The sequence below is a fragment of the Methanomassiliicoccus sp. genome (assembly GCA_033485155.1).
In the GTDB taxonomy this organism is placed as follows: domain Archaea; phylum Thermoplasmatota; class Thermoplasmata; order Methanomassiliicoccales; family Methanomassiliicoccaceae; genus UBA6.
Genome location: JAWQJJ010000001.1, coordinates 386,132 through 407,997 on the forward strand (window position 1 = coordinate 386,132; position 21,866 = coordinate 407,997).

26 protein-coding genes are annotated in these 21,866 nt (G+C 57.0%); 10 read left to right on the top strand and 16 right to left on the bottom strand.

Annotation, left to right across the window (positions count from 1 at the left end; all coding sequences use genetic code 11):
• Positions 1 to 21 precede the first annotated feature (21 nt).
• Genes SA339_01975 through SA339_01985 form a run of 3 tightly spaced genes read left to right on the top strand, consistent with a single transcriptional unit; the run spans position 22 to position 1,824 of the window.
• Complete coding sequence (locus tag SA339_01975) at positions 22 to 654, top strand: helix-turn-helix domain-containing protein (GenBank protein ID MDW5561965.1); 633 nt, start codon at positions 22 to 24, stop codon at positions 652 to 654.
• 4 nt (positions 655 to 658) lie between these two features.
• Positions 659 to 1,270 (top strand): METTL5 family protein, encoded by a 612-nt coding sequence (locus SA339_01980; protein MDW5561966.1) that lies wholly within the window; start codon positions 659 to 661, stop codon positions 1,268 to 1,270.
• A complete protein-coding gene (locus tag SA339_01985; protein MDW5561967.1) occupies positions 1,267 to 1,824 on the top strand; it encodes an exosome complex RNA-binding protein Csl4 in 558 nt (185 codons plus the stop codon). The genes SA339_01980 and SA339_01985 overlap by 4 nt, the downstream gene beginning before the upstream one ends.
• A gap of 208 nt (positions 1,825 to 2,032) precedes the next feature.
• Here the strand turns inward: SA339_01985 and SA339_01990 are convergent, their stop codons facing one another.
• Complete coding sequence (locus SA339_01990) at positions 2,033 to 2,197, bottom strand: hypothetical protein (protein ID MDW5561968.1); 165 nt, start codon at positions 2,195 to 2,197, stop codon at positions 2,033 to 2,035.
• 358 nt (positions 2,198 to 2,555) lie between these two features.
• Between SA339_01990 and SA339_01995 the strand changes: the two genes are divergently transcribed.
• The 5 genes from SA339_01995 (at position 2,556) to SA339_02015 (ending at position 8,263) form a co-directional block, all read left to right on the top strand.
• Positions 2,556 to 5,153: a CHASE4 domain-containing protein gene (locus tag SA339_01995; protein ID MDW5561969.1), complete on the top strand. Its 2,598-nt coding sequence runs from the start codon at positions 2,556 to 2,558 to the stop codon at positions 5,151 to 5,153.
• 154 nt (positions 5,154 to 5,307) lie between these two features.
• A complete protein-coding gene (locus SA339_02000) occupies positions 5,308 to 6,615 on the top strand; it encodes a PocR ligand-binding domain-containing protein (protein ID MDW5561970.1) in 1,308 nt (435 codons plus the stop codon).
• A 110-nt stretch (positions 6,616 to 6,725) separates the two neighbouring features.
• Entirely contained in the window at positions 6,726 to 7,193 is a 468-nt protein-coding gene (locus SA339_02005) for a hypothetical protein (protein MDW5561971.1), read from the top strand.
• A 204-nt stretch (positions 7,194 to 7,397) separates the two neighbouring features.
• Positions 7,398 to 7,574 carry a hypothetical protein gene (locus tag SA339_02010; GenBank protein ID MDW5561972.1) on the top strand — a complete coding sequence of 59 codons (177 nt, stop codon included), beginning with the start codon at positions 7,398 to 7,400 and terminating at the stop codon, positions 7,572 to 7,574.
• A 41-nt stretch (positions 7,575 to 7,615) separates the two neighbouring features.
• Positions 7,616 to 8,263 (top strand): tRNA 4-thiouridine(8) synthase ThiI, encoded by a 648-nt coding sequence (locus tag SA339_02015; protein ID MDW5561973.1) that lies wholly within the window; start codon positions 7,616 to 7,618, stop codon positions 8,261 to 8,263.
• Here the strand turns inward: SA339_02015 and SA339_02020 are convergent.
• Positions 8,235 to 8,486: a hypothetical protein gene (locus SA339_02020; GenBank protein ID MDW5561974.1), complete on the bottom strand. Its 252-nt coding sequence runs from the start codon at positions 8,484 to 8,486 to the stop codon at positions 8,235 to 8,237. The two genes, SA339_02015 and SA339_02020, sit on opposite strands and share 29 nt — an antisense overlap.
• 70 nt (positions 8,487 to 8,556) lie before the next feature.
• Here SA339_02020 and SA339_02025 point away from each other — a divergent pair, with 70 nt between their 5' ends.
• Positions 8,557 to 9,021 carry a nucleic acid-binding protein gene (locus tag SA339_02025; protein ID MDW5561975.1) on the top strand — a complete coding sequence of 155 codons (465 nt, stop codon included), beginning with the start codon at positions 8,557 to 8,559 and terminating at the stop codon, positions 9,019 to 9,021.
• Here the strand turns inward: SA339_02025 and SA339_02030 are convergent.
• Both SA339_02030 and SA339_02035 read right to left on the bottom strand, forming a co-directional pair.
• A complete protein-coding gene (locus SA339_02030; GenBank protein MDW5561976.1) occupies positions 9,010 to 10,095 on the bottom strand; it encodes an NAD(P)/FAD-dependent oxidoreductase in 1,086 nt (361 codons plus the stop codon). The genes SA339_02025 and SA339_02030 overlap by 12 nt on opposite strands.
• Positions 10,095 to 11,066 (bottom strand): polyprenyl synthetase family protein, encoded by a 972-nt coding sequence (locus tag SA339_02035; GenBank protein MDW5561977.1) that lies wholly within the window; start codon positions 11,064 to 11,066, stop codon positions 10,095 to 10,097. Before SA339_02035 ends, SA339_02030 begins: the two co-directional genes overlap by 1 nt.
• A gap of 163 nt (positions 11,067 to 11,229) precedes the next feature.
• Between SA339_02035 and SA339_02040 the strand changes: the two genes are divergently transcribed.
• Positions 11,230 to 11,658 carry a CBS domain-containing protein gene (locus SA339_02040; protein ID MDW5561978.1) on the top strand — a complete coding sequence of 143 codons (429 nt, stop codon included), beginning with the start codon at positions 11,230 to 11,232 and terminating at the stop codon, positions 11,656 to 11,658.
• A gap of 4 nt (positions 11,659 to 11,662) precedes the next feature.
• Here SA339_02040 and SA339_02045 read toward each other — a convergent pair whose 3' ends face one another.
• Genes SA339_02045 through SA339_02100 form a run of 12 tightly spaced genes read right to left on the bottom strand, consistent with a single transcriptional unit; the run spans position 11,663 to position 21,722 of the window.
• Positions 11,663 to 13,129: an NADH-quinone oxidoreductase subunit N gene (locus tag SA339_02045; GenBank protein ID MDW5561979.1), complete on the bottom strand. Its 1,467-nt coding sequence runs from the start codon at positions 13,127 to 13,129 to the stop codon at positions 11,663 to 11,665.
• A 1-nt stretch (position 13,130) separates the two neighbouring features.
• Positions 13,131 to 14,627, bottom strand: a complete 1,497-nt coding sequence (locus tag SA339_02050; GenBank protein MDW5561980.1) for a NuoM family protein — start codon at positions 14,625 to 14,627, stop codon at positions 13,131 to 13,133.
• 1 nt (position 14,628) lies between these two features.
• The gene (nuoL, locus tag SA339_02055; protein MDW5561981.1) at positions 14,629 to 16,605 is read right to left on the bottom strand and encodes an NADH-quinone oxidoreductase subunit L; all 1,977 of its coding nucleotides are present in this window, start codon (positions 16,603 to 16,605) and stop codon (positions 14,629 to 14,631) included.
• Positions 16,606 to 16,607: 2 nt separating this feature from the next.
• Positions 16,608 to 16,910: an NADH-quinone oxidoreductase subunit NuoK gene (nuoK, locus tag SA339_02060; GenBank protein ID MDW5561982.1), complete on the bottom strand. Its 303-nt coding sequence runs from the start codon at positions 16,908 to 16,910 to the stop codon at positions 16,608 to 16,610.
• A complete protein-coding gene (locus SA339_02065) occupies positions 16,907 to 17,137 on the bottom strand; it encodes a hypothetical protein (GenBank protein ID MDW5561983.1) in 231 nt (76 codons plus the stop codon). Before SA339_02065 ends, nuoK begins: the two co-directional genes overlap by 4 nt.
• Positions 17,130 to 17,402 carry an NADH-quinone oxidoreductase subunit J gene (locus SA339_02070; protein MDW5561984.1) on the bottom strand — a complete coding sequence of 91 codons (273 nt, stop codon included), beginning with the start codon at positions 17,400 to 17,402 and terminating at the stop codon, positions 17,130 to 17,132. The genes SA339_02065 and SA339_02070 overlap by 8 nt, the downstream gene beginning before the upstream one ends.
• Complete coding sequence (locus SA339_02075; GenBank protein MDW5561985.1) at positions 17,402 to 18,151, bottom strand: 4Fe-4S binding protein; 750 nt, start codon at positions 18,149 to 18,151, stop codon at positions 17,402 to 17,404. Before SA339_02075 ends, SA339_02070 begins: the two co-directional genes overlap by 1 nt.
• On the bottom strand, positions 18,151 to 19,194 hold the full coding sequence (gene nuoH, locus SA339_02080) for an NADH-quinone oxidoreductase subunit NuoH (protein ID MDW5561986.1): 1,044 nt from the start codon (positions 19,192 to 19,194) through the stop codon (positions 18,151 to 18,153). The genes SA339_02075 and nuoH overlap by 1 nt, the downstream gene beginning before the upstream one ends.
• A gap of 53 nt (positions 19,195 to 19,247) precedes the next feature.
• Positions 19,248 to 20,333 (bottom strand): NADH-quinone oxidoreductase subunit D, encoded by a 1,086-nt coding sequence (locus SA339_02085; protein ID MDW5561987.1) that lies wholly within the window; start codon positions 20,331 to 20,333, stop codon positions 19,248 to 19,250.
• Position 20,334: 1 nt separating this feature from the next.
• Positions 20,335 to 20,799: an NADH-quinone oxidoreductase subunit C gene (locus tag SA339_02090; GenBank protein MDW5561988.1), complete on the bottom strand. Its 465-nt coding sequence runs from the start codon at positions 20,797 to 20,799 to the stop codon at positions 20,335 to 20,337.
• 9 nt (positions 20,800 to 20,808) lie between these two features.
• Positions 20,809 to 21,372, bottom strand: coding sequence for an NADH-quinone oxidoreductase subunit B family protein (locus SA339_02095; protein ID MDW5561989.1), 564 nt, complete (start codon positions 21,370 to 21,372; stop codon positions 20,809 to 20,811).
• On the bottom strand, positions 21,363 to 21,722 hold the full coding sequence (locus tag SA339_02100) for an NADH-quinone oxidoreductase subunit A (GenBank protein MDW5561990.1): 360 nt from the start codon (positions 21,720 to 21,722) through the stop codon (positions 21,363 to 21,365). The genes SA339_02095 and SA339_02100 overlap by 10 nt, the downstream gene beginning before the upstream one ends.
• Positions 21,723 to 21,866 lie beyond the last annotated feature (144 nt).

Below are 21,866 nucleotides of genomic sequence, written 5' to 3' on the forward strand. Positions count from 1 at the left end.
CGCTCGCAGGATGTTAGTGCCATGTCGTCCCTCAGTTTAACCCTCATCCCCCAGCTCCCCGATCTGGAAGAGATCCGGCAGATGAGGAAGCGCCTCGATCTCTCCCAGAGGGAACTGGCGTCCCTGGCCGGGGTATCCCAGTCGCTGATCGCCAAGATCGAGAAAGGCAGCATCGACCCCTCCTACGACAATGTTCGCAAGATCTTCAACGCCTTCGAGGGCATACTGAAGAAGCGGGCGCTGGAGGGGAAGAACATGGGTGCCCGGTTTACCGTGGGCGATCTTGCCACCCGTGGGGTTGTGTCGATCTCCCCCGATGCCTCTCTGGCCGAAGCGGTGGACAAGATGATGAAAGGCCGCTTCACCCAGTTGCCGGTTATGGTCGGAGACCGCATCGTGGGAGGGGTCACCGACGATCGCATCAGGGACTATACCATCGAGCAGACCAGGAACCAGCGGATGTCCTACGACGAGGTCATGCAGACCCGAGTGGAGGCGATCATGGAGGCCCCGTTCCCCATACTTTCTGAGGACACGCCCATCGAACTGGCATCCCTCCACCTGCAAAGGGAGGAGGCGGTCCTCATCACCCGGCGGGGGACCATCGTGGGCATCCTTACCAGCGCAGACTTCCTTGATCTGGGGCTGCACTGACATCATGAAGAAGAACGAACTGGAGCGAAAGCTTCAGATGGTTTCCCCGCATACCAATCCCAAGGTCCAGCTGGAACAGTATTCCACCCCGGCGGCGGTGGCTGCGGACATGCTATTCACCGCATTCTCCTTCGGTGACATCGACGGCCGGAGGGTGGTGGATCTAGGATGCGGAGGCGGCATACTGTCCATCGGGGCGGCACTCCTGGGCGCGTCAACGGTGACCGGCGTGGAGGTCGATCCCGCTGCAGTGGCCGACGCCCGGATGAACATGGCCCAGGCCGGCGTGGAGGTCGATATGCTCCTAGCGGATGTGGGCGAGGTGGCATTGAGTGCGGACACGGTGATAATGAATCCCCCCTTCGGGGCCCAGAGGCGCAACGCCGATCGTCCGTTCCTCGAGGCAGCGGTACGCATCGCCCCCCGCGTCTACTCGCTTCACAACGCCAGGACGGTTGAGTTCCTTCTCAAGATGATATCGGCCATGGGCTGTGAGGTCTTCTTCCAGAAAAGCTATAAATTCGAGATACCTCACATGTTTGAGTTCCACGATAAGAGGAAAAAAGAGATAGAGGTTGCACTGTTGTGCATCAGTTCATTGGATGTGACAAAATGAGCAGGAAGATGGTCTTACCCGGCGACGAGGTCGCTGTTGCCGAGGAATACATGCCCGCGGAGGGCACTTATGAGCAGGATGGAAAGATCCTGTCAAGCCTGGCCGGAGAATTGGATCTGGACCAGGAAGAGAAGGTGGCCAAGGTATCGCCCAAGAACCCCCTGGTCACCCTGAAGAACGGGGACAGCGTGTTCTGCCGCATCACCGATGTAAGGGCGAGCATGGCCATCTGCGATATCTTCGCCGCGGAAGGCAAGGAACGGGAGATCACCGGCGAGACATCGGCGACGATCCATGTGTCCAAGCTCTCGTCTGAGTACGTCCAAGACGTGGGGAAGGAGTACCGTCCGGGCGATCTGGTACGGGCTAAGGTCATCCAGATCAGGCCATCGGTCCAGCTGTCTACTCAGGAGGCCCACTTCGGAGTGGTCAAGGCGCTGTGCCGTAAGTGCCGGCAGCCGATGACCAGGCAGGGCAAGAACATGCGCTGCGAGCCCTGCGAGCGCACCGAGACTCGTAAGGTCGCCGACGATTACGGCGATATCAACTTCTGAACGACCGTACGCCGGCGGAGATCCGGCGTGTCAAAATTCTCTACTTCTTGGTCGGTCAGAAAGCATTGTCGCCAAGGGAACGTCCCGGCGACGGCGGGTGCATGGTATAAGAAGAATGGAAGTAGGCGCCCTTAGGGCCCGATCAGCTCTGTGGACGGCCAGCGTTACTTCGTTGCCTATCCTGTATGGCGCAGTCCAGTCACACCAATTAGATGCTCTCCCTTCTGAGCTCGGGCGGGAGGGCCTTGCACCGCGCTTCGTACCAGTCCTCGAAGATAGGTACGGGGTCCGCTGTGAGCCTGGCCCTCTGGCCACGCTCGAAGGCTTCCAACATCAGTCGCTTGATCATGTCCGCTTCGCTCTTTGATCTCATACTATGGGACCTCCCCATGGTCGCGTCTTCTAAAATGTATATAGATTATTGAATATAAATTACTATAGATATTATTGTAGGTTCCATAGAAATTCACACGATTGCCACCGGCAGTCTCGTTTTAACGGACGCCCAAGTTGCTTGCATGGCCACCAGTCCACTTGTCCGATTGGATTGCCGTTGCAATATTATCAATGAAAATATATACTGACAATTATTTTATATCTTGATTGTATGGTTTCATTCTTCTAGCCAACTAGATGGCTCTCGCAAACGGTCATCCCTACGAACATACCGATAAAGCGTTAGGGATCGTTCCCAGAGACTTCACCCGACATTGCACCGCGGTAGGTTTGACATGAAACTATTGCAGAAGACCATTGCTGTCATCGTCATATCGGTCATCGTGATGATCCTGCTCGATGTAGTGGCCTTGAACTATTTCATCGGCGAGGATGTCCGCAAGACCGAAACTAGAGAGGCCAGCAATCTGCTGAATCGGGTGAATACGGCGATGGTCAGCGAAGTGAACTCGTTGGGCGTGGATTGCTTCAACTGGGCTGCCTGGAACGATACGTATGCCTTCGTCCAGGACCCCAACCAGGGTTACATCGATGCCAACTTCAACGCCGCTGGGCTAGCGACCATCAATCATACCATCGTCCTAATAATCAATGAAACAGGCACGGATGTCTTACATATTCATTACGATACGAATAATAGGACCCAGGATCAGTTCCCTTCTGGCGATCTTACGTTCCTGATGAACGACGGGGTCCTTCAGGACCATACTATCTCGAGGAAGATCACGGGAATAATCAATCTCCCATCCGGCCCTTATTTGATCTCATCATGCGCTATCGTGAATTCTGATGCCACTGGGCCTGTCATGGGTTCGATCATTTTCGGCAATAGAATCGATGCGGCGATGCTTGGTAAGATTTCTTCGGCCAGTGGAGCACCGGTATCTATAATCAGCATCAACGGCTCGATCGGAACCACCGAGCAAGCGGCAGCCCGAGATCACCTCATGAGGTCATCGTCCGTGTATATAGCGGACGTCAATTCCAGCATAGCGCTCTGTTACGGCAGTATGAACGACGTCCATGGCCAAACAGGAATACTGATATCGGCCGAACTCCCGAGGGATGCATACGCTCAAGGGATGAGCGCGTTAACGATGGCATCTGAGGCAACCATCGCCTTTGGTTTCGTGGTCGTGGTCATCGCCCTGATTTCCATGAACAAGGCGGTCGTATCCAGGATAATCGGGTTGGGAGACGACGTCAGACGGATCGGGAACGGCAACTCCTCTACTCAAAGCATATCGGTCCAAGGTGATGACGAGATCCACTCCCTCTCAGAAGAGATCAACGGTATGCTCCGGTCCATAGAAAAGAGGACCAAGGACCTGATGGAAAGCGAAGGGCGATACAAGTCAGTGATGGAGCAGTCGGTTGGGGCGATAATAATCATCGATCCGGAGACCAACTCATTGATCGAAGCGAACAACGCTTTCTTCAAGCTGTTCGGTTACAACAAGGAGGATATACCGAAGCTGACGCTCGATCTGATAAATCCTGCCAACAGGTCAAAAATGGCGGCAATTTTACAATGCATCAATGAGAACGGTTCCGTGGTCGGGGCGGAACTGTCCCTCCAGCATCAGAACGGCAATACCATCGATGTCGAGCTCTATGGAAGCTACATCGAATATAAGGGAAAAAAGGTCTACTGCATAACCGGGTGGGATGTCACCGAGCGGAATCAGGTGGAAGCGGCCAAGGATCGCATGGAGAAGCTCGAATCGGTAGGAAAATTGGCCGGAGGCATAGCTCACGATTTTAACAATCTGCTGACAGGGATCATGGGCAACATATCCTTATTGAAGGAGCAACTGGGTTCCGTGTCGCGTGCCTGCGACCGCCTGGAGGATACGGAGATCGCCGCTCTCAGAGCCAGGGAGATCGCTCAGGAACTCCTATCATTGTCCAGGGGCGGAGAGCCGATAAAGCAACCGGTCAACGTCCAAGAGATACTGCGGACCTGTGCTCATTTCTCATTTCAGGGGACCAAGGTGAAATATGAGTTTCACTTCCCCGACGATCTATCGTCAATAAATGCTGATCCGGGCCAGATAAGTCGGGTATTCTTCAACCTCTTCATCAATGCCAAGGATGCCATGCCCGATGGCGGAAGCGTGGAGGTATCGGCCACCAATTTTATTCTTGATCACTCGGGCATCAATTCTTTGTCTCCCGGAAAGTACGTATCGATTACGGTCAAGGATTCGGGGCCGGGCATTCCAATCGACGTGCTTCCGAAGATCTTCGAACCATACTTCACCACCAAGAAGACCGGTGCGGGCATGGGTCTGTATGTTGTCTTTGCCACCATCAAGAGGCATGGGGGAGCCATTGTGGTCGAATCGACCGTGGGTAAGGGAACGGCCTTCCATGTTTATCTGCCAGCATCTGGTACCATTCCGGCCAAGGCCCCCGAAAGGTTGCCGGTACCAAAGAGCATCCACAGCCAGAATGGCGCCAGAGTATTGATCATGGACGATCAGGACGCAATACTGGACGTGACCAGCGACATCCTTCACGAACTGGGCTATGAAGTAGGAATGGCTCGGGACGGTAACGAAGCACTGCAGCAGTATCGTAAATCGATGGATGAGGGAAGGAAATATGACCTGGTCATCATGGACCTCACGATACCTCAGGGCATGGGAGGGAAGGAGGCGGTCAAGAGGCTCTTGGAGATCGATCCCAAGGCCAAAGCGGTCGTATCCTCGGGGTATTCTGAAGATCCCATCATGGCGAACTACAAGGCTTACGGGTTCGTCGGTGTATTGCCCAAACCATTTCAAATGAACGACCTGGCGAATGAAGTGCAGAAGGCGTGCCAGTATCGTCAAGCCGGTGAAGATGGTGCAGAACAAAGCGCCATCTGAACTGAGCGGCGAAAAAAGTGGACAAGGGGGTGGGGGAAGGGACATTTTCGATGGCTGCCCATGCCCAGCCTTGGGCTGAGCGGAGACGCGATCATATCAGAAGAAATTTCTATAAAGAATATTTAATATATTTAAAAGAGGACTGCTCACCCCTATGGCGATGACAAGTGGCTCGAAAGGTCTTATCATCGATGTTGAGCCTCAACCTACAGACGCCCGGGATCAGAATAATTGTTTAAGCTCTTACTTCGAGTTCAGGGACGTTGTGGAAGTGGATAAGCTCCAGAAGGTCGTCGATGATTTCTATGAGCTCACGAATATGGGTATCGCCATAATACGGATGGATGGTCGGATCATAGTTCAGGCAGGATGCCACAAGATCTGTACCCAATTCCATAGGAAGGATCCTCGGTCACGGGAAAATTGCATCGAGAGCGAAACCCGTCCCACCTTATACCTGGAGGAGGGAGAAAATTACTGTTATAGGTGCAAGAACCTGATGCGACACGTGGTCACGCCACTTTTCATCGATGGACAGCACATTGGAAATATCTTCATAGGACAATTTTTCTTCGACGACGAAGACCCTGACATCAGTCTTTTCGTCGAGCAAGCGGAAAGGTTCGGCTATAGAAAGGAGGATTATCTGGCAGCTCTGGGGGCCGTTCCCCGGTGGAACAGGGCAAAGGTCGAGGCAGCGACCCGTTTTTGTGCGAACCTATCGGCCCTCATCTCTATGCTTTATCTGAACAAGCTCAGCCTGATGAAAGAGAACGCAGAACGGAGGAGGTTCGAAGAGGCCTATAGGCGCGCGAATGAGAAGCTGAATTTACTCGGCAACATCACCAGGCACGACATAAACAACCAATTGATCGTGCTCAAAGGCAATCTGGACCTCACCAAGAACCGCGTTACGGACAATGCGACCCTGGCCCGAATGGACAAGATAGAGAAGGCGGCCAACAATATCTGGGCCCAGATAAACTTCACCAAAGACTATCAAAACCTAGGGACCGTAGCACCAAGCTGGCAAAATGTAAGTGAGCTGGTAGCAGGAGATAACAAGTTGCTCGATGTCAAAAATATCGAAGTTTGCGAGAGAGGTCGCAATCTGGAACTCTTCGCCGACCCGATGCTGGGCAAGGTGTTCTACAATCTCCTTGAGAACAGCGTCAAGTATGGAGGGAAACCCGTCTCAGCCCGGTTTTGTTGTGCTGATGGTGACAATGGCGATCTCCTCATCACCTATGAGGATGATGGAGAAGGAGTACCTTATGCTGAGAAGGAACGTATATTCGAGCGGGGTTATGGAAAAGGCACAGGCCTTGGCCTCTTCCTCTCCAAAGAGATACTGGCGATCACTGGCATTTCTCTACGGGAGAATGGGATACCTGGCAAAGGAGCCAGATTCGAGATGAGGGTGCCGAAAGGCATGTTCAGGTTCAATCCCGTCGGATCATAAGATCCAGATCAACTGCATTTCCCAAGCGCTATCTATCTGAATAATCAGATTTGCTCCTCAGGAGTGCAAGTTCAAATAGAACACTATTGTATTTTCAAATTAGGATAAAAATGACCAATCTGCATCTGTCAAAGATTGAAGCGTCCGATTTCATAAATCCAGTATATGTGGATATCGCAGTGAAGATCAACAAGGGAAAATTGGCCGAGAAAGGGCCGAACATCGATAAGATGTACAGCCTGATGATTCAGACACTTGACAATGCACTCTCCGATGAGTTTTGGATGAAGAAGGAGCTCGGCGCTTTCCGGGACGTAGTGGACGCCTTCCCTGACGCGTACAATATGATTGAAGAGTGTTTTTTCGAAGAATATTCGAATACCAACAGGAACAGGGAGGTCTGTACCATCATCAACGATTATGTCAGGGATTACCTGATCGGCATGACAAAAATTGTCTCGGCACATCCGGATGCGGAGGATGAGGAGGCAATAATGAACGAGGCAAAGCAGTTGGCTATGGATCTCAAGCACGAACTATACCTGGGATTGGGCATTCGTTTTGATGAATGGCAGTGAACCCCTCGTTCCCTGATAGTGGCCGGTAATGTCCTGATGTTCGTAGCTTCGATAAAGGCCATGGGATCACGGGATCACTTGCTCGTCAGAAGCAGACGACGACCCCACGCGCCCCGCTTGCTACCCTCAACCCTTCGCCAGCGTTACCTTCTTGGAATATCCTTATATCGCACGTTGTGCTTAGGCAAAAACCGGGGTTGGACCATGACCAAGAGCAATGAGGACCTCATACGCGAGATCAACGAGCTTCGGAACGAGATGAAGCAGATGAAGGAGGTCCTCAACGTATTGTTCTCTTTGGTCGTCGAGGCCGACGAAGGCGACGATGACGAGATCGAGTACCCCACTTTCGTCCAGGATATCCCCCGGATCAATAACTAAGCAGCTCCGAGTGCATTTCTCATGACCAGGGGTGACGGAAGATGAAGGCAGTATGTCTGCTGTCGGGGGGCATCGACTCCCCAGTGGCAGCATATGTGATGGAACGCAACGGCGCGGACATCGCCCTCCTGCATATGGACAATCGCCCGTATGCCGACTGCTCGGCCGTCAACAAGGCTCTGAGCCTGGCGTCCCGTTTGGAGGAGGCGATGGGCAAACCCATCGATCTTTATGTCGCTCCCCACGGTGTCAACCAACTGCTCATCCATGAACGCTGTCAGCACAATCTGCAGTGCGTGCTGTGCAAGCGCACAATGCTCAAGACTGCGAGGAACCTGGCCCGTCGCCTGGGAGCCGATGCGGTGGTGACCGGCGAATCGCTGGGCCAGGTGGCGTCGCAGACCCTGTACAACATAGTCTCGGAGCAGTCCGGACTGGAGTTCCCGGTGGTCCGTCCCCTCATCGGGCTGGACAAGCTGGAGATCGAGGCCATTGCCAAGCGCATAGGGACCTACGAGATCTCGATCCAGAAGGGCTCCCCGTGCACCATCGTCCCCCACCGCCCGGCCACCATGGCCACGCCCGAGCTGATGGTGGCGCAGGAGAAGCGGCTGGATATCGAGAGGATCGCCCTGCACGCGGCGGACGAAGCGTTCGTGGTCAGAAGACCGAGCAGCTCTCCAACCTAGACTGGTCCAGCATATCAGGGGTGACCCGGTTGATGTATCGTGCCTGTACCCTCGAGATGTAGAGGATGTTGTTGCCGACCTTCACCTTGAGGTCCGTCTCCTTCGGCGCCTTGACCGAGATGGGCACGATGACTGGTCCTGAGCAAGAGGTGGAGACCCGATAGTCCCGCTTGTTCTTCTGGATAAAATCAACAACCTCCTGATCGACCGATATGCTCTGCATGGGTGAGCATTAAGGGCTTGATATTTAGCGGTTGCGAAGTTATTTCCCATTGACCTGTGATGCCCTTTTCGTGAGATTTGTCCTTGACACATCGGCGTTGTTCTCGATGCAGGATATCCCCCCTGGCGAGGCGTACGTGACTCCTGGGGTCATCGCCGAATTGAGAAAGTACAAGGACCCTCGATTGACGTTCTGGGAGGATATGCTGAGGGTCACGTCGCCATCTCCCCAGGCGGCGGAGGCGGTCCGCAAGGCAGCAGTGCGCACCGGGGACGACGCCAGGTTGTCGCCCACCGATCTCGAGGTCCTCGCCCTCGCCATGGACTTGAAGGCCGAGCTGCTGACCGACGACTACTCGATACAGAACCTGGCCCGAGTCATGGGCATCAGGTTCCGTGGCGTGGGGATGAAAGAAATAAAGGAAGTGGTGCACTGGAAGTACCGATGCACCGGTTGTCGCAGAGAGTGGGATGAGAACCATCCCGACTGCCCCATCTGCGGAAGCCCGCTGCGCTCCTCCCGATCACGGAAATGAAGGCCGGCAGCGGAGGATGTTGCCCATCCGCCGCTCCCCGAGGAAGCGCATGGAGAACTCGAGACGGCGAGGGCCGCCGAAGAACAGGGACGCCAGCATCTTGGTGTGCACTGCGGTGCGCAGGGGCTTGTACACCTGCCGCTTCCAGCTCTCCTCGTACCGTGTGAGGGGCGTGCCGTCGCGCAGATGATCGGCGATGCTCCGGCCGGCGATGCGGCCACATATCATGGCGATGGGGATGCCTCCACCGTTTACCGCCATCACATGGCCGGCGGCGTCCCCGACCAGGAGGCCGGACGCGGTGCAGGTCTGTCTGAGCGGCCCGTTGGACGGCACGTACTTGCCGAAAGGCCGCCCTTTGACCTCTAGATGCCTCTGCTCCAGGAACTCCTGGAAATAATCGCCCACCCGGCCGCCGGAGAACCGCGGAGCCACGCCCACCCCCACGTTCGCGCCGTGCTTCTTTGGAAGCACCCAGGCGTAGGCGCCGGGGGCAAGGCCGCCGAAATGCATCTCCATGACCGGCTCGAAGTCCCCGATTGCCTGAGAGGTCACCGCCGGATACAGGTCGGCGTTCCTCGGGAGCCCCAGGCCCATGGCCACCTTGGAGATCGGGCCGTCGGCACCGACCACCACCCGGGCGCGGTATGTCTCGTCTCTGGTGCTGACCTCGCCCTCCTTGACCGAGGTGACCTGGCTGGCAGTCTTGATGACTGCCCCGGCCTTCACCGCCTTAGATGCCAGGTACTTGTCGAAGCGGTCCCGATCGGTGGTGTATCCTCGGAAGGGCACATCGAAGAAGTGCCCGGTGGGGGACACGATGCGGAACAGGTCCATCTCCCGAGAGATGTACTCCTGGGGGATGTCGAATACCGGGTCGAGGTCCTCTGCCCGGGGGAAGGAGTCCTTGATCTCCTCCACCATAGGCATGAACTCACCGCATGCCACCGGCTCCCCCACGACCTTTTTGCGTTCGAGAACCAGCACCCGTGCTCCGCCCAGGGCGGCATGCTCGGCGGTGCTCGATCCGGCAGGTCCGGAGCCGACGATGACTACGTCGAAGTCGGTATTCATCAGTAGGTCCGCTCCAGGACCGTCCCGGCGAGGGCGACCAGCGAGTCACGGTATGTCGAGGGCGGCAGGTCCTTGAGCGCGTCGAGGGCGGCGTCCCTGAGCCTGATGGCATGGTCCCTGGCCCTGTCCAGGGCATCGGTTGCCCGCACAAGGGCCAGAACCTCATCGATCTCCTCTTCGGTCTTGTGATCCTTCTTGAATACCTCGGCGATGCGGTCCGAGCCCGGATAATGGCCCTGCATGGCTATCATCAGGGGGAGGTTGGCCTTGCTGTCCAGTACATCCATGCCCAGTGGCTTGCCTAGGGCGTTGGGCTTACCAATGATGTCCAGGATGTCGTCGACGATCTGGAAGGCATAGCCGATATTGAGGCCGTAGCGCCCCAGGGCCTCGATCTGGCTGGACGATCCCTCGCCGATGTAGGCGCCGACTCTGGCGCTGGCCTCGATGGGGCGGGCGGTCTTGCCCCCGATGATGCTCATGTAGGTCTCCAGGGGGGTCTCCGTGCGGTGCTCGACTTCGATCTGCAGGATCTCGCTCTCGGCCATGGCCGAGCAGGACTCGGCGACGATCTCCACGACCTCCTGGGTCTCCATGGCCCCGCCCAGGCGGAAGCCCTGCACGAACAGAAAGTCGCCGGTGATCAGCGCCCTCTGCAGGCCGTACTTACGGTATGCGGCGATATTCCCCCGGCGGGTGTCGGCGCCATCGTTGATGTCGTCATGCACTAGGGTGGCCGAATGGATGAGTTCGAAGGCGGCGGCGAGCTGGATGATCTTCTGTCGTTCCTTTCCGCCCACGCAGTAGAACGAAAGAAGGGCGATTCCCGGCCTCATCCGCTTGCCCCCCGAGTTGATCACATGCATCGCTATCTCGGTCAAAAGGGGCTGTCGGGATTGGACGCTGTTCCTGATCTCCGCTTCCACCAGGCGGAGTTCCTCAGCTACAGAAGCGTCCCAGCTTGCTACCATGGGGCGTGATAATACTGAGGGATTACTTAACGCTTATCGGGCCCTTCAGCCCCTGTCGGGAATGGTTCCACCGAAGTGAATAAAAATCGGCCTCCGGCCTCCGGTCACGCCCCCAACGGCCATGCGGCAACCTTTATGACCGCAGCGTTCCGAACTCAACTGCATGATGGAGAATACCGAGCACGTCACTGAGGCGCGGGTCATGGATCTCATGAGGCCCGATCCTGCCACGGTGCCCTACGAGGGCACGCTGAACGATGCCCTGGAGGCCATGATCGAGCGGGACAGCGGCAGCGTGCTGGTGATGGACGACGGTCGGCTGGCGGGCCTCATCGGGGACACCGACATCGCACGGCTGGTGGTAAGGGGGGTGGACCTGAAGAGGGCCCTGGTGCGAGATTTCGTCACCGCCTGCATCCTTACCGGGAACCAACCTTGCGTGCAGATCCGGCGGGATGACAGCGTGACCAATGCCCTCCGAGTCATGGATTCCTGGGCCGCGAATCAGATAGTAGTGGTAAATGAAAAAGACGAAGTGGTCGGGACGATCTCCGTCCTCGACGCGCTAAAAGGTTGGAAGAAAGAGGTTTGAGCCCTCAGATCGGGAACAGGGTCCTAGCGGCCTGGCTGCAGATATCGATGACCGGGTTGGGCCACAGGCCAATGGCGATGGTGGCGATGACGCAGATGGCGATCGCGACGCTCATCGACATTGGGATCTTCAGCTTCTCCGTGCTGACGCCTTCGTCCACGAACATGTACTTGATCACGCGTACGTAATAGTACAGGGACAGGGCGCTGTTCAGGATACCGGCCACGGCCAGCCACATCATCCACTGCTGACCGGCGACCTGTGCGGCGTCGATGGCAGAGGAGAACAGTATGACCTTGGACCAGAACCCGGACAGCGGCGGTATGCCGGCCAGGGCGAAGAGGAAGATGGCCATGGACAGCGCGATGAGCGGAGCCCGGCGGGCCAGTCCCTTGTAGTCCGAGATGTTCTCGCCCAGTGCCACATAGGACAGCGCGGCCACAATCATGAACGCCCCGCCCTTCATGAAGGCGTGGGTTATGATGTGGAAGATGCCGCCCTCCACGGCGAACTGGGTGGCTACGGCTATGGCGATGATCATGTACCCGGCTTGACCGATGGACGAGTAGGCCAGCATGCGCTTGATGTTGGTCTGCTGCAGCGCCACCACGTTACCGATGGTCATGGTCAGGATCGCCAGCACGCCGGCCAGGACCTGCCAGTCGGCCTTCAAGGCGATGAGTGCCACTATGAAGACCTTGAACATCAGCACCATGCCCATCTTCTTGGAGCCCGCTGCGAGCAGGCCGGAGATGGGAGTAGGCGCTCCCTCGTACACATCGGGCGCCCACATGTGGAAGGGCACGATGGCGACCTTGAAGCCGAAACCGGCGACCAGGAGGGCGATGGCCATCCAGGCAGCGGGGTCAAGCCCCGAGGGCATCGCCGCGAGGGCGGCATTGACGCCGGCGAGGTTGGTGGTCCCGGTGATCCCGTACAGCAGGGATATGCCATACAGGGACAGCGCGGACGACAGCCCACCTATGACCAGGTACTTCACCGAGGCCTCGGCGCCCCGCTTGTCCTTCTTGCGGAAGGCTACCAGGGCGAAGGTGGAGATCGAAGCGACCTCCAGGCCGACGTACAGGGTGATCAGGTCCACGGCCATGGCCGTCAGCATCATGCCGGCGGTAGCCAGCATGATGAGGGCGAAGTACTCCGCCTGATGGCGGTCCTTCTCGATATATCTGGCCGAGGTCAGGACGGTGATGAGGGCCACGGACTGGAATACCAGGGCGAACAGGGCGGCGAACACGTCGAACTGTAGGAGCGGGGTGTTCGGGCCGCCCATGGGCACCGGGTAGCCGTTCATCATATAGTAGAGCACAAGGCCCATGGAGGCGAGGATGCCCACCACGGACACCCCGGCCACCGCCCGGCTGGACTTGGCGACCAAATGCACCGCGGGCAATGCCGCGGCGAAGGCCACCATGATCAGCACAGGGTACAACGCACTGTAGTCTAGAGCCATATTAGATCACCCCGGTCAGGATGCGGGGAATCGACGGCACGATGATGTCCATTATCAGCCGGGGATAGATGCCGAACAGGGCGATCAGGCCGATCAGGACCGCCAGGGGGACGGTCTCGAACCAGTATGCATCGTGGATGTGCTCGGTGTCGATCTTGGTGGTAAGGTTGCCGAAGATCGAGCGCTGCATGGCCCACAGGTAGTACGCTGCGGTCAGGGCCACGCTGGCGATCGGGATCATGACCCACAGGCCCGCCCAGTCGTAGGTGGCAGTGAGGACGGAGAACTCGGCCATGAACCCCACCAGGCCGGGAAGCCCGAGGGATGCCATGAACCCCATCATCATTACCGTGGACACGATGGGTATCTTGGGGGCCAGGCCGCCCAGCAGAGGGATCTCTCTGGTCCCCGCCTTGTGCTGGAACATGCCGCAGGTCATGAAGAGGACGGCCGTAATCAGACCGTGGGCGAACATCTGGAACACCGCCGCTGCCATGCCCAGATCGGTCATGGTAGCGATGCCCAGGAGCACTATGCCCATGTGGCTGATCGAAGAGTAGGCGACCATCTTTTTTAGGTCGGTCTGCGCCAGACAGGCGAACGCGCCGTAAATCATCGACACCACGCCAATGGCCGCGATGAGAACCTGGCCTTCCATTGTGATGTTGGGGAAGGTCCAGACGCAGATCCTGATGATACCGTAGGACCCCATCTTCAGCAGCAGTCCAGCCAGCAGGACCGACCCAGCGGTCGGGGCCTGCACGTGGGCATCAGGCAGCCAAGTATGGAACGGTACCATCGGCATCTTGACGATGAAGCCGAAGAACAGCGCTGCGTAGATGATGACCTGGATGGCGTGACCCATGTCACCGGACACCGTGGCTATCTGACCCATATCGAAGCTGGGATGGCCCAGCAGGGGGCTCGCGGTGAAGTACAGGGCGAATATGCCCAGCAGCATGACCAGCGAGGCCACGTGGGTATATATGAAGAACTTAATGGACGCATAGGCCCGGTTCGGTCCTCCCCATATCGCTATGAGGAAGTACATCGGGATCAGCACAACCTCCCAGAAGATGTAGAAGAGGAAGTAGTCCAGGGACATGAACACGCCCAGGACGCCCAGGTCCAGCAGGAGCATGAGGCCCATGTAGGACCGGGTCTTCTCCTCCACATCCCAGGAGAATATGACGGCCAGGAAGACGAGCAGTGCGGACAGGAAGACCATCAGGATGCTGATGCCGTCCACGCCCAGGTGGTACGAGATGCCCAGCTGGCTGACCCACTCATAGTTCTCCTCGAACTGGAACGACGTACCCAGCGGCGCGCTGAGCGAGAAGTTCATGGTCACGAGGGTCGCGAGGACCAGAGTGATCCCGGAAAAGACCAAGGCCAGGTACTTGGCGACCTTGGGGTTCTTACCCAGGCCGATCGTTACCAGCGCTCCTACGAACGGGACGATCAGCAGCAGGGAAAGTATGGGAATGTTTTCGAACATCTTAGATCACGCCTCCAAAGAGGAAGAGGAGGATGACGATGATCGACACCCCCGCAATGACGAGGGCCGCGTATGACTGTACGAAGCCGGTCTGCCCCTTGCGCAGGAAGTTGCCCAGCTTGACTGTCACCTTGGCGAACCCGTTGACAATTCCGTCGACGATCTTCCGGTCGATCCAGTCCACGACCTTGGCGACCCCATAGACGACCTTGAGGCCGATCCAGTCGTAGGCGGCGGTGAAGCCGTACCTCGCGAGGAGGATGTCGTAGATCTTCCGGCGGGCCGGTGTGGCCACATAGACGTCGGGGTTCCAGGCCTTCCGATCGTAGTACATGTAGGCCACGAAGATACCTCCCAGCCCAGCTGCTATCGACAGATAGGTGAGCCAGTGGGTGAAGGTCTCGATCAGGGTATCTACCGGCGCGACGTACTCGAACTCGATCGGTCCGACCAGGGTGGGCACCATGATGTTCATGAAGCCCATGAATATGGCGATCAGGCCGGAGAACAGCGCCAGGAACCCGAGGATGACCAGCGGACCGGTCATGACCTTAGGCGCCTCGTGCGCGTGGTCGTAGGCGTGGTGGTCCCTCGGCTCGCCCCTGAACGTCATGAACCATAGGCGGAACATGTAGAAGGCGGTGAGGAACGCAGTGACCAGCGCCATGATGTATAGCAGATAAAACAGGGGGTTGTGCTCCCCTGCCTCGTATACCACTGCCAGGATATCGTCCTTGGAGAAGAACCCGCTAAGGAACGGGAACCCAGCGATGGACAGACAACCGAACAGCATCACCGTGGAGGTGATCTTCAGCTTCTTGCCCAGCCCACCCATCAGCCTCATGTCCTCGGTGTGCACGGCGTGGATGACCGCACCGGCGCTAAGGAAGAGCAGGGCCTTGAAGAACGCGTGGTTCATCAGGTGGAACATGCCGGCAGTGTAACCGGCGTTGGACACATCCAACGACAGCAGGTATCCGCCGGTCCCCAGCGCCAGGAACATGTAGCCCAGCTGGCTGATGGTGGAATAGGCGAGCACCCGCTTGATGTTGGGGTTGTTCAGCGCCATGGTGGCGGTAAACAGGGCGGTGAATCCGCCGATTATGGCTACGATCAGCATGGTGTCCGGGGTGTGGACCATGACGGGGTAGGACCTCGCCACCAGGTACACACCGGCCTTGACCATGGTCGCCGCATGGATAAGGGCCGATACGGTGGTCGGGCCCTCCATGGCATCGGGCAACCAGTCGTGCAGCGGGAACTGTGCCGACTTGCCGATAGCGCCGCCGAAGATGAAGAACGTGCCCAGGGTGAGCAGGTCGTTCCCTCCGCTGAAGGCGCTGACGTTGTTGAAGATATAGTCGAAATCCAGGTTGCCCTGGAAACCGACGAAGAAGATGAACAGGCCCAGCATGAACATGATGTCCCCGATCCGGGTGACCAGGAACGCCTTCTTGGCCGCGGAAGCGGCCGAGGGCTTGGTGTTCCAGAACCCGATGAGCAGGTAGGAACAAAGACCCACAAGCTCCCAGAAGATGAACATCTGCAGGTAGTTCGATGCCAGGACCAGTCCGAGCATCACGCCGATGAAGAGGGAGATGACCGCATAGTAGCGGCGCTTCTTCACACCCTCCTCGTGCATGTAGCCGATAGAGTAGATGACGACCAGTGTGGCCACGAAGGACACAACGATCAGCATCAGGGCGGTCAGCGTATCGATGTATATGCCCATGTTGAAGGTGAACCCGGGCACGGTCATCCAGGTCATGGACTGCTTGAACACGCCCTCGGGATACCCACCGGACAGTATCTCATACGCTACCATCAGGGAGATGAAGCAGGAGATCGCCGCCATCAGGATGGCGAAGTACCCGCCGTTCTCTATCTTTTTAAAGAGTTTATTCCCCAGGAATCCGACCAGGACGAAGGAAACCAGCGGAAAGATGGGGATCAACCAAGCAAGCTCGCTCCAGTACATCATTACCACCTCAGCAGGTTGATTTCGTCAAGACCGATGGTATCCCTGGTCTTGTACAGATTCAATACTATGGCCAGACCGACCGCGACCTCCGCGGCGGCGATCGCGATCGACACGAGCGCGAAGACCATTCCATTCAGGTTGCCCGAGAATGCGGAGAATGTCACGAAGTTGATGTTCGCGGCGTTCAGCATCATCTCGATACACATCAGCACGACGATGGCGTTCTTCTTGGTGAGCACGCCGACCGCGCCGATGACGAACAGGATGGCCGAAAGGCCGATGAAGTACTCGATCGCTATCATTCCTTCTCCTCCTGAGCGATGAATACTCCTCCCAGCATGGAAACGAACAGCACTATGCCTACGACCATAACGGCGAGGCCGTACTCGTTGAACAGGGTGCTGCTCAAATCGTAGTTGTTGGTCATGGTCAAGGACCCGGCCGGCCATTGGGCGGTCAGGAGCGCTCCTAGCACGACCACCAGGAACGCCACGAGGGTGATCCCGACAAAGACGTTGCGCTTATTCATCACGGTTACCTCCCAGCAGACGGCGCTTGGTGAGCATGATACCGAACAGCATCAGGACTGCCACCGCCCCGACGTATATGGTGATCTGGATCATGGCCAGATATTCCGCATTGAGGAAAATGTACACCAAACCGACACATAGGAAGGTCAGGGTGAGCCACACCACGCTACGGACGATCTCCTTGGACCATATGACCGCCACGGCCGCGATTATGGTCACGGCGGCGATGATCAGGAAGAATAGTAAATCCCACTCGATTGGCATCACTGCACCTCCTGCATCTTCAAGGCATCCTTGGGACAGACCTCAACGCAGGTCTCGCAGGAGACGCACTTCTCCTTGTCGAATACCGGGCGCTTGATCGGCCTGCCCTTCTCGTTGACCCCGACCTCGACCATCTTGACCGCATCTACTGGGCAGTCCTTGGCACATCGGGAGCAGCTTATGCACTTCTTATCTTCCACCACCGGTATGTCCACGTTCTTGACATGGGGCCGGGGGGCGACCCCCTTCTTCAGCTCCGAGGGCAGCACTTCCTCGATATGCACCTCGTTTCCGGGGACTCCAGGGAACTGCAGCTTGTAGGGATCGTAGATCATTTCTTCCCTCGTAAAGGAGGACAGTTCGTATTCCGGGGTCACGATCATGGCGTCGGTGGGGCAGTACTCGGCGCAGTAGCCGCACATCATGCACCTGCCGACGTTGACCCGAGGCCGCTTGACCTTGGCCGGAGGCTTGCCCTCCTCGTGCTTAAGGTCCTCGACCTCGATGAGTTCGATGCATCGGTTGGGGCAGATGCGCATGCAGATGCCGCACCCGATGCACTTGTCGAATATCAGTCCCGGCCGGCCGCGGAATACGTCCGGGAGGACGAGCTTCTCCCAGGGGTACTGGACCGTGTTTGGCCGGTGCCTGCTGGCCTTGTAGGTCTGCTTCAGGGTCAGCCACATGGGCTTAAAGATAAAGCCAGTAAGGCCGAGCTCCTTTTGTCTATTCTTTTTCTTCTCAGCCATCACAACCACCCCAGGGTCTTGAAAACGATAGCAATGGCGATGTTGAGAGAGGCCAGGGGCAACAGTCTCTTCCAGCCGAGGTTCAGGATCTGGTCGGTCCTGATTCTGGGCATCGCTCCTCTGATCCAGATGATGATGCCGAACACGATGAACATCTTCAGCAGGAACCATATGCCATCGGGGACGAAGTTCAGGAAGCTCGGCATGTCCCATCCACCCAGGAACAGAAGGGTGAAAAGAGAGGCTCCGACGAACCCCCGGGCATACTCGGACATCATGATGAGTCCGAACCTCATTCCACCATACTCCGTCTGCCAGCCTTCGACCAGTTCGGCTTCGGCCTCTGGCAGGTCGAACGGAACTCGCTCCAGCTCAGCTATCATGGAGATGGTGAAAACCAAGGCGCCGATGATCATCGGCACGATAAGCCATACATTGTCCTGCTGCCATTGGACTATATCAAAAAAGTTGAGGCTGCCAGCGAGGATGATGACGCCGACCACGGACAGCAACAGCGGAACCTCGTAAGCGATGGTCTGGGCGGCCGCACGCATCCCTCCGATGAGGGTATACTTGTTGTTGGACGCCCAGCCTCCCAACAGGACCGCGAAGGGCACGATGCCGAACAGCGCGAATGTCAGCAGGACTCCCAGCTGGGAGTTCGACATGTAGAACCCTGGGCTGTATGGGATGGTAACGAACATCAGCAACGAGATGCCTATGATGAGCACCGGGGCGACGTTGTAAACAAGGCTATCCGCCGCTTCTGGTACGATGTGCTCCTTTACCAACACCTTGAGGGCATCGGCGAAGTTCTGGAACAGGCCGATCGGACCGACCTGGGTACCGCGGCGGTCCATAAGCCGGCCAAGCTCCTTCCTCTCCTGCCAGATCAAGGTGATTGATACCAGCATGCCTACTATGAACACGATCAGTCCAACAATGAGGATGGTCACGAAGTTGAGGACGCCGGGGGTACCGAGCCAGTGCTGTACGCCATGGAAACCTATCCATCCGACAATCGCTCCGATGATGTCGACCATCAACCAGTGAACGAGACCGCCTAATAACTGCCAAATGTCGAGATACATTATGATCACCTATCCGTCTCGCCCATGCAGACATCGATCATGCCCAGGATTGAGGGGACATCGGCAACCTTGTAGCCCTGGAGCAGGTACTTTGAGCCCGAGAGGATCACATACAAGGGGCTCCTGACCTTCACACGGAAGGGCTGGTCGGTGCCATCACCGATGATATAGATGAGACTCTCCCCACGGGGGTCCTCCATCCTGGCGAATCCAGTGCCCACCGGGGCGTTGCGAGGCGGCTTTACTCTTATGGGGCCGTCCTTGGGCATCTTCTTCAGTATGTCCCTGACGATCTGCATGGACATCCTCATCTCGTCCATGCGCACGCGGTAACGGGCATAGGTGTCGCCTTCCTCGGCAGTGCACATGTGCCAGTCCAGTTCGTCGTAGATCTCGTAGGGGTCGTTGTGGCGAATATCATACTTCACGCCGCTGGCTCTCAGGACCGGGCCGGTGAAACCGAGATTGATGGCATCCTTACCGGACATTGGGGCAAGGCCCTCCATCCTCATGCGGAAGACCTTGTTGCGGTCCACCAGATCCTCATACTCGTCCATCCTCTTCTCGAAGTAATCGAGGGTGCGGACGAGGTCACGTTCCCAGTTGGGGGGAGCGGCGTTCCTCACGCCGCCGATGCGGCAATAATTATAGGTCATCCTGGCCCCGCACAGCGACTGGAACAGGTCCAGGAACATCTCCCTTTCGCGAATGGCGTACAGGAAGATGGTCAGGTTACCCAGGTCCGGCCCGATGGCGGCGAGCCACATGAGGTGGTTACCGATCCTCTGCAGCTCATCGGACATCGCCCGAATGTATTTCGCCCGCTCGGGAACCTCTACTCCCATGAGATCCTCGGCGGCCATGCAATACACGTGGCTCCAGGTGAAAGAGGAGCCGTAGCACAACCGGTCGGCCATGGGGATGATCTGGGGGTAACGGCGGTTCTCCACCATCTTCTCCCAGCCGCGGTGCAGGTAGCCGATGACCGGCTCTGCGTCGGTGATGGTCTCACCGTCGACCTTGACCCTCATATTCCACAGCCCATGAGTCATGGGGTGCTGAGGGCCCATGTTTATCCACATCTCTGCCATCTTAATCCCTCCCCTTGTCGCAGTCCTTCCTCATCGGGAAGAAGGTGTAGTCGGCCGGGAGCAGGAGCCTCTCCAGCTTGGGGTGCCCCTTGAAAATGATGCCGAACATGTCATAGGCCTCCCTCTCATGCCAGTTCGCTCCTCCCCACAGGGGGGCGATGGAGTCGACCTCGGGGTTGTCGCGGGGAAGGTCCACCACGATCTCGGCGGTGATGTTGCTAGTATAGGAAGTCAGGTGGTAGACCGCCTGCATACGATCGCACCGGTCAACACCGGTGACGAGGCTGCATTGGTCGAAGCCTAGCTGTTCCTTCATCATCTTGGCGAGGTTCAACAAGGAACCCTTGTCCGCAGTCATGAACAGGCGCCGCGGCTTGGTCTTGCTCTCGAACTTGACCGCGGTGGGGAACGCCTCGGAGATCTTGCTCTTCACTTGCTCAACAGTATAGGAAACGTCTTCTGCCATGCTCCCACCTCAGTCTTCCATGAACGCGCCGATCTTCGACTTCTTGATCTTCTGGTGCAATTTGAGGAACCCGTCGATGAGAGCCTCTGGCCTCGGGGGGCAACCGGGGATGTAGACGTCCACCGGGATGAAAGTGTCAACGCCCTGGACCACATTGTAGGAATCGTACCACGGGCCGCCGGAGATGGCGCATTCGCCCATGGCGATGGTCCACTTGGGTTCGGGCATCTCCTCGTAGAGTCGCCGGAGGGATGGCCTCAGCTTCTTGGTGACCCAGCCATTGACCAGCAAGACATCGCACTGCCTTGGTGAGGATCTGAAGACCAGCCCCAGCCTCTCGTTGTCATAACGGGGACCGGAGCAGGCAGCCATCTCCAGGGCGCAGCACGCAATGCCGAAGTGCAGCGGGTACATCGAGTTACGGACGCCCCAGTTCAGAAGGGGATCCATCGTCTTGTCGAGCGCCTTCTTTACGCCGGTGGCGCGGACGATGTCGTCCATGACGTTCGTGGACCACGCCACGAACTCCTTGGCGCTCATTGCGATAGCATTGGGGTACGCGCTCAAATCCATATTCTCTCCTCCTTCTTTAGGGCGTAGAACACCCCAACCAGGAGCAATCCGAAGAAGGCAAGCATCAGCATCTTTGCGTCAAAGGAGAGGTTGGCGAAGTCCAAGGCCCAGATCATCAAGAAAATGGTCACAATGTCAAAAACAACGAAAATGATTGCGAACATATAGAACTGGAAATGGAACTGGACCCGGGCTACTCCGATGGGGACCTCACCGCACTCGTAGGTCTCCCGCTTCAAAGCCGTCATTCTGGTAGGTCTGAAGAATTTCGTCATCCAGAACGCAAAAGCGGGCGTGCCTAGAGCTATAACTGCAAAGATTGCTATTGGCAAATAGGTGTCCAAGAGCATTGATGCGAGAATAGTAAGCCTCTATAAATACGTTATCCGGCGTTAACAATCTGGCCATTCTGGATGGGTGCCATTGGAGGCCAAAAAAGGGTACAAATTTGACAAAAATAAAACACGTATTATCAAAGAACGGAATATGATAAT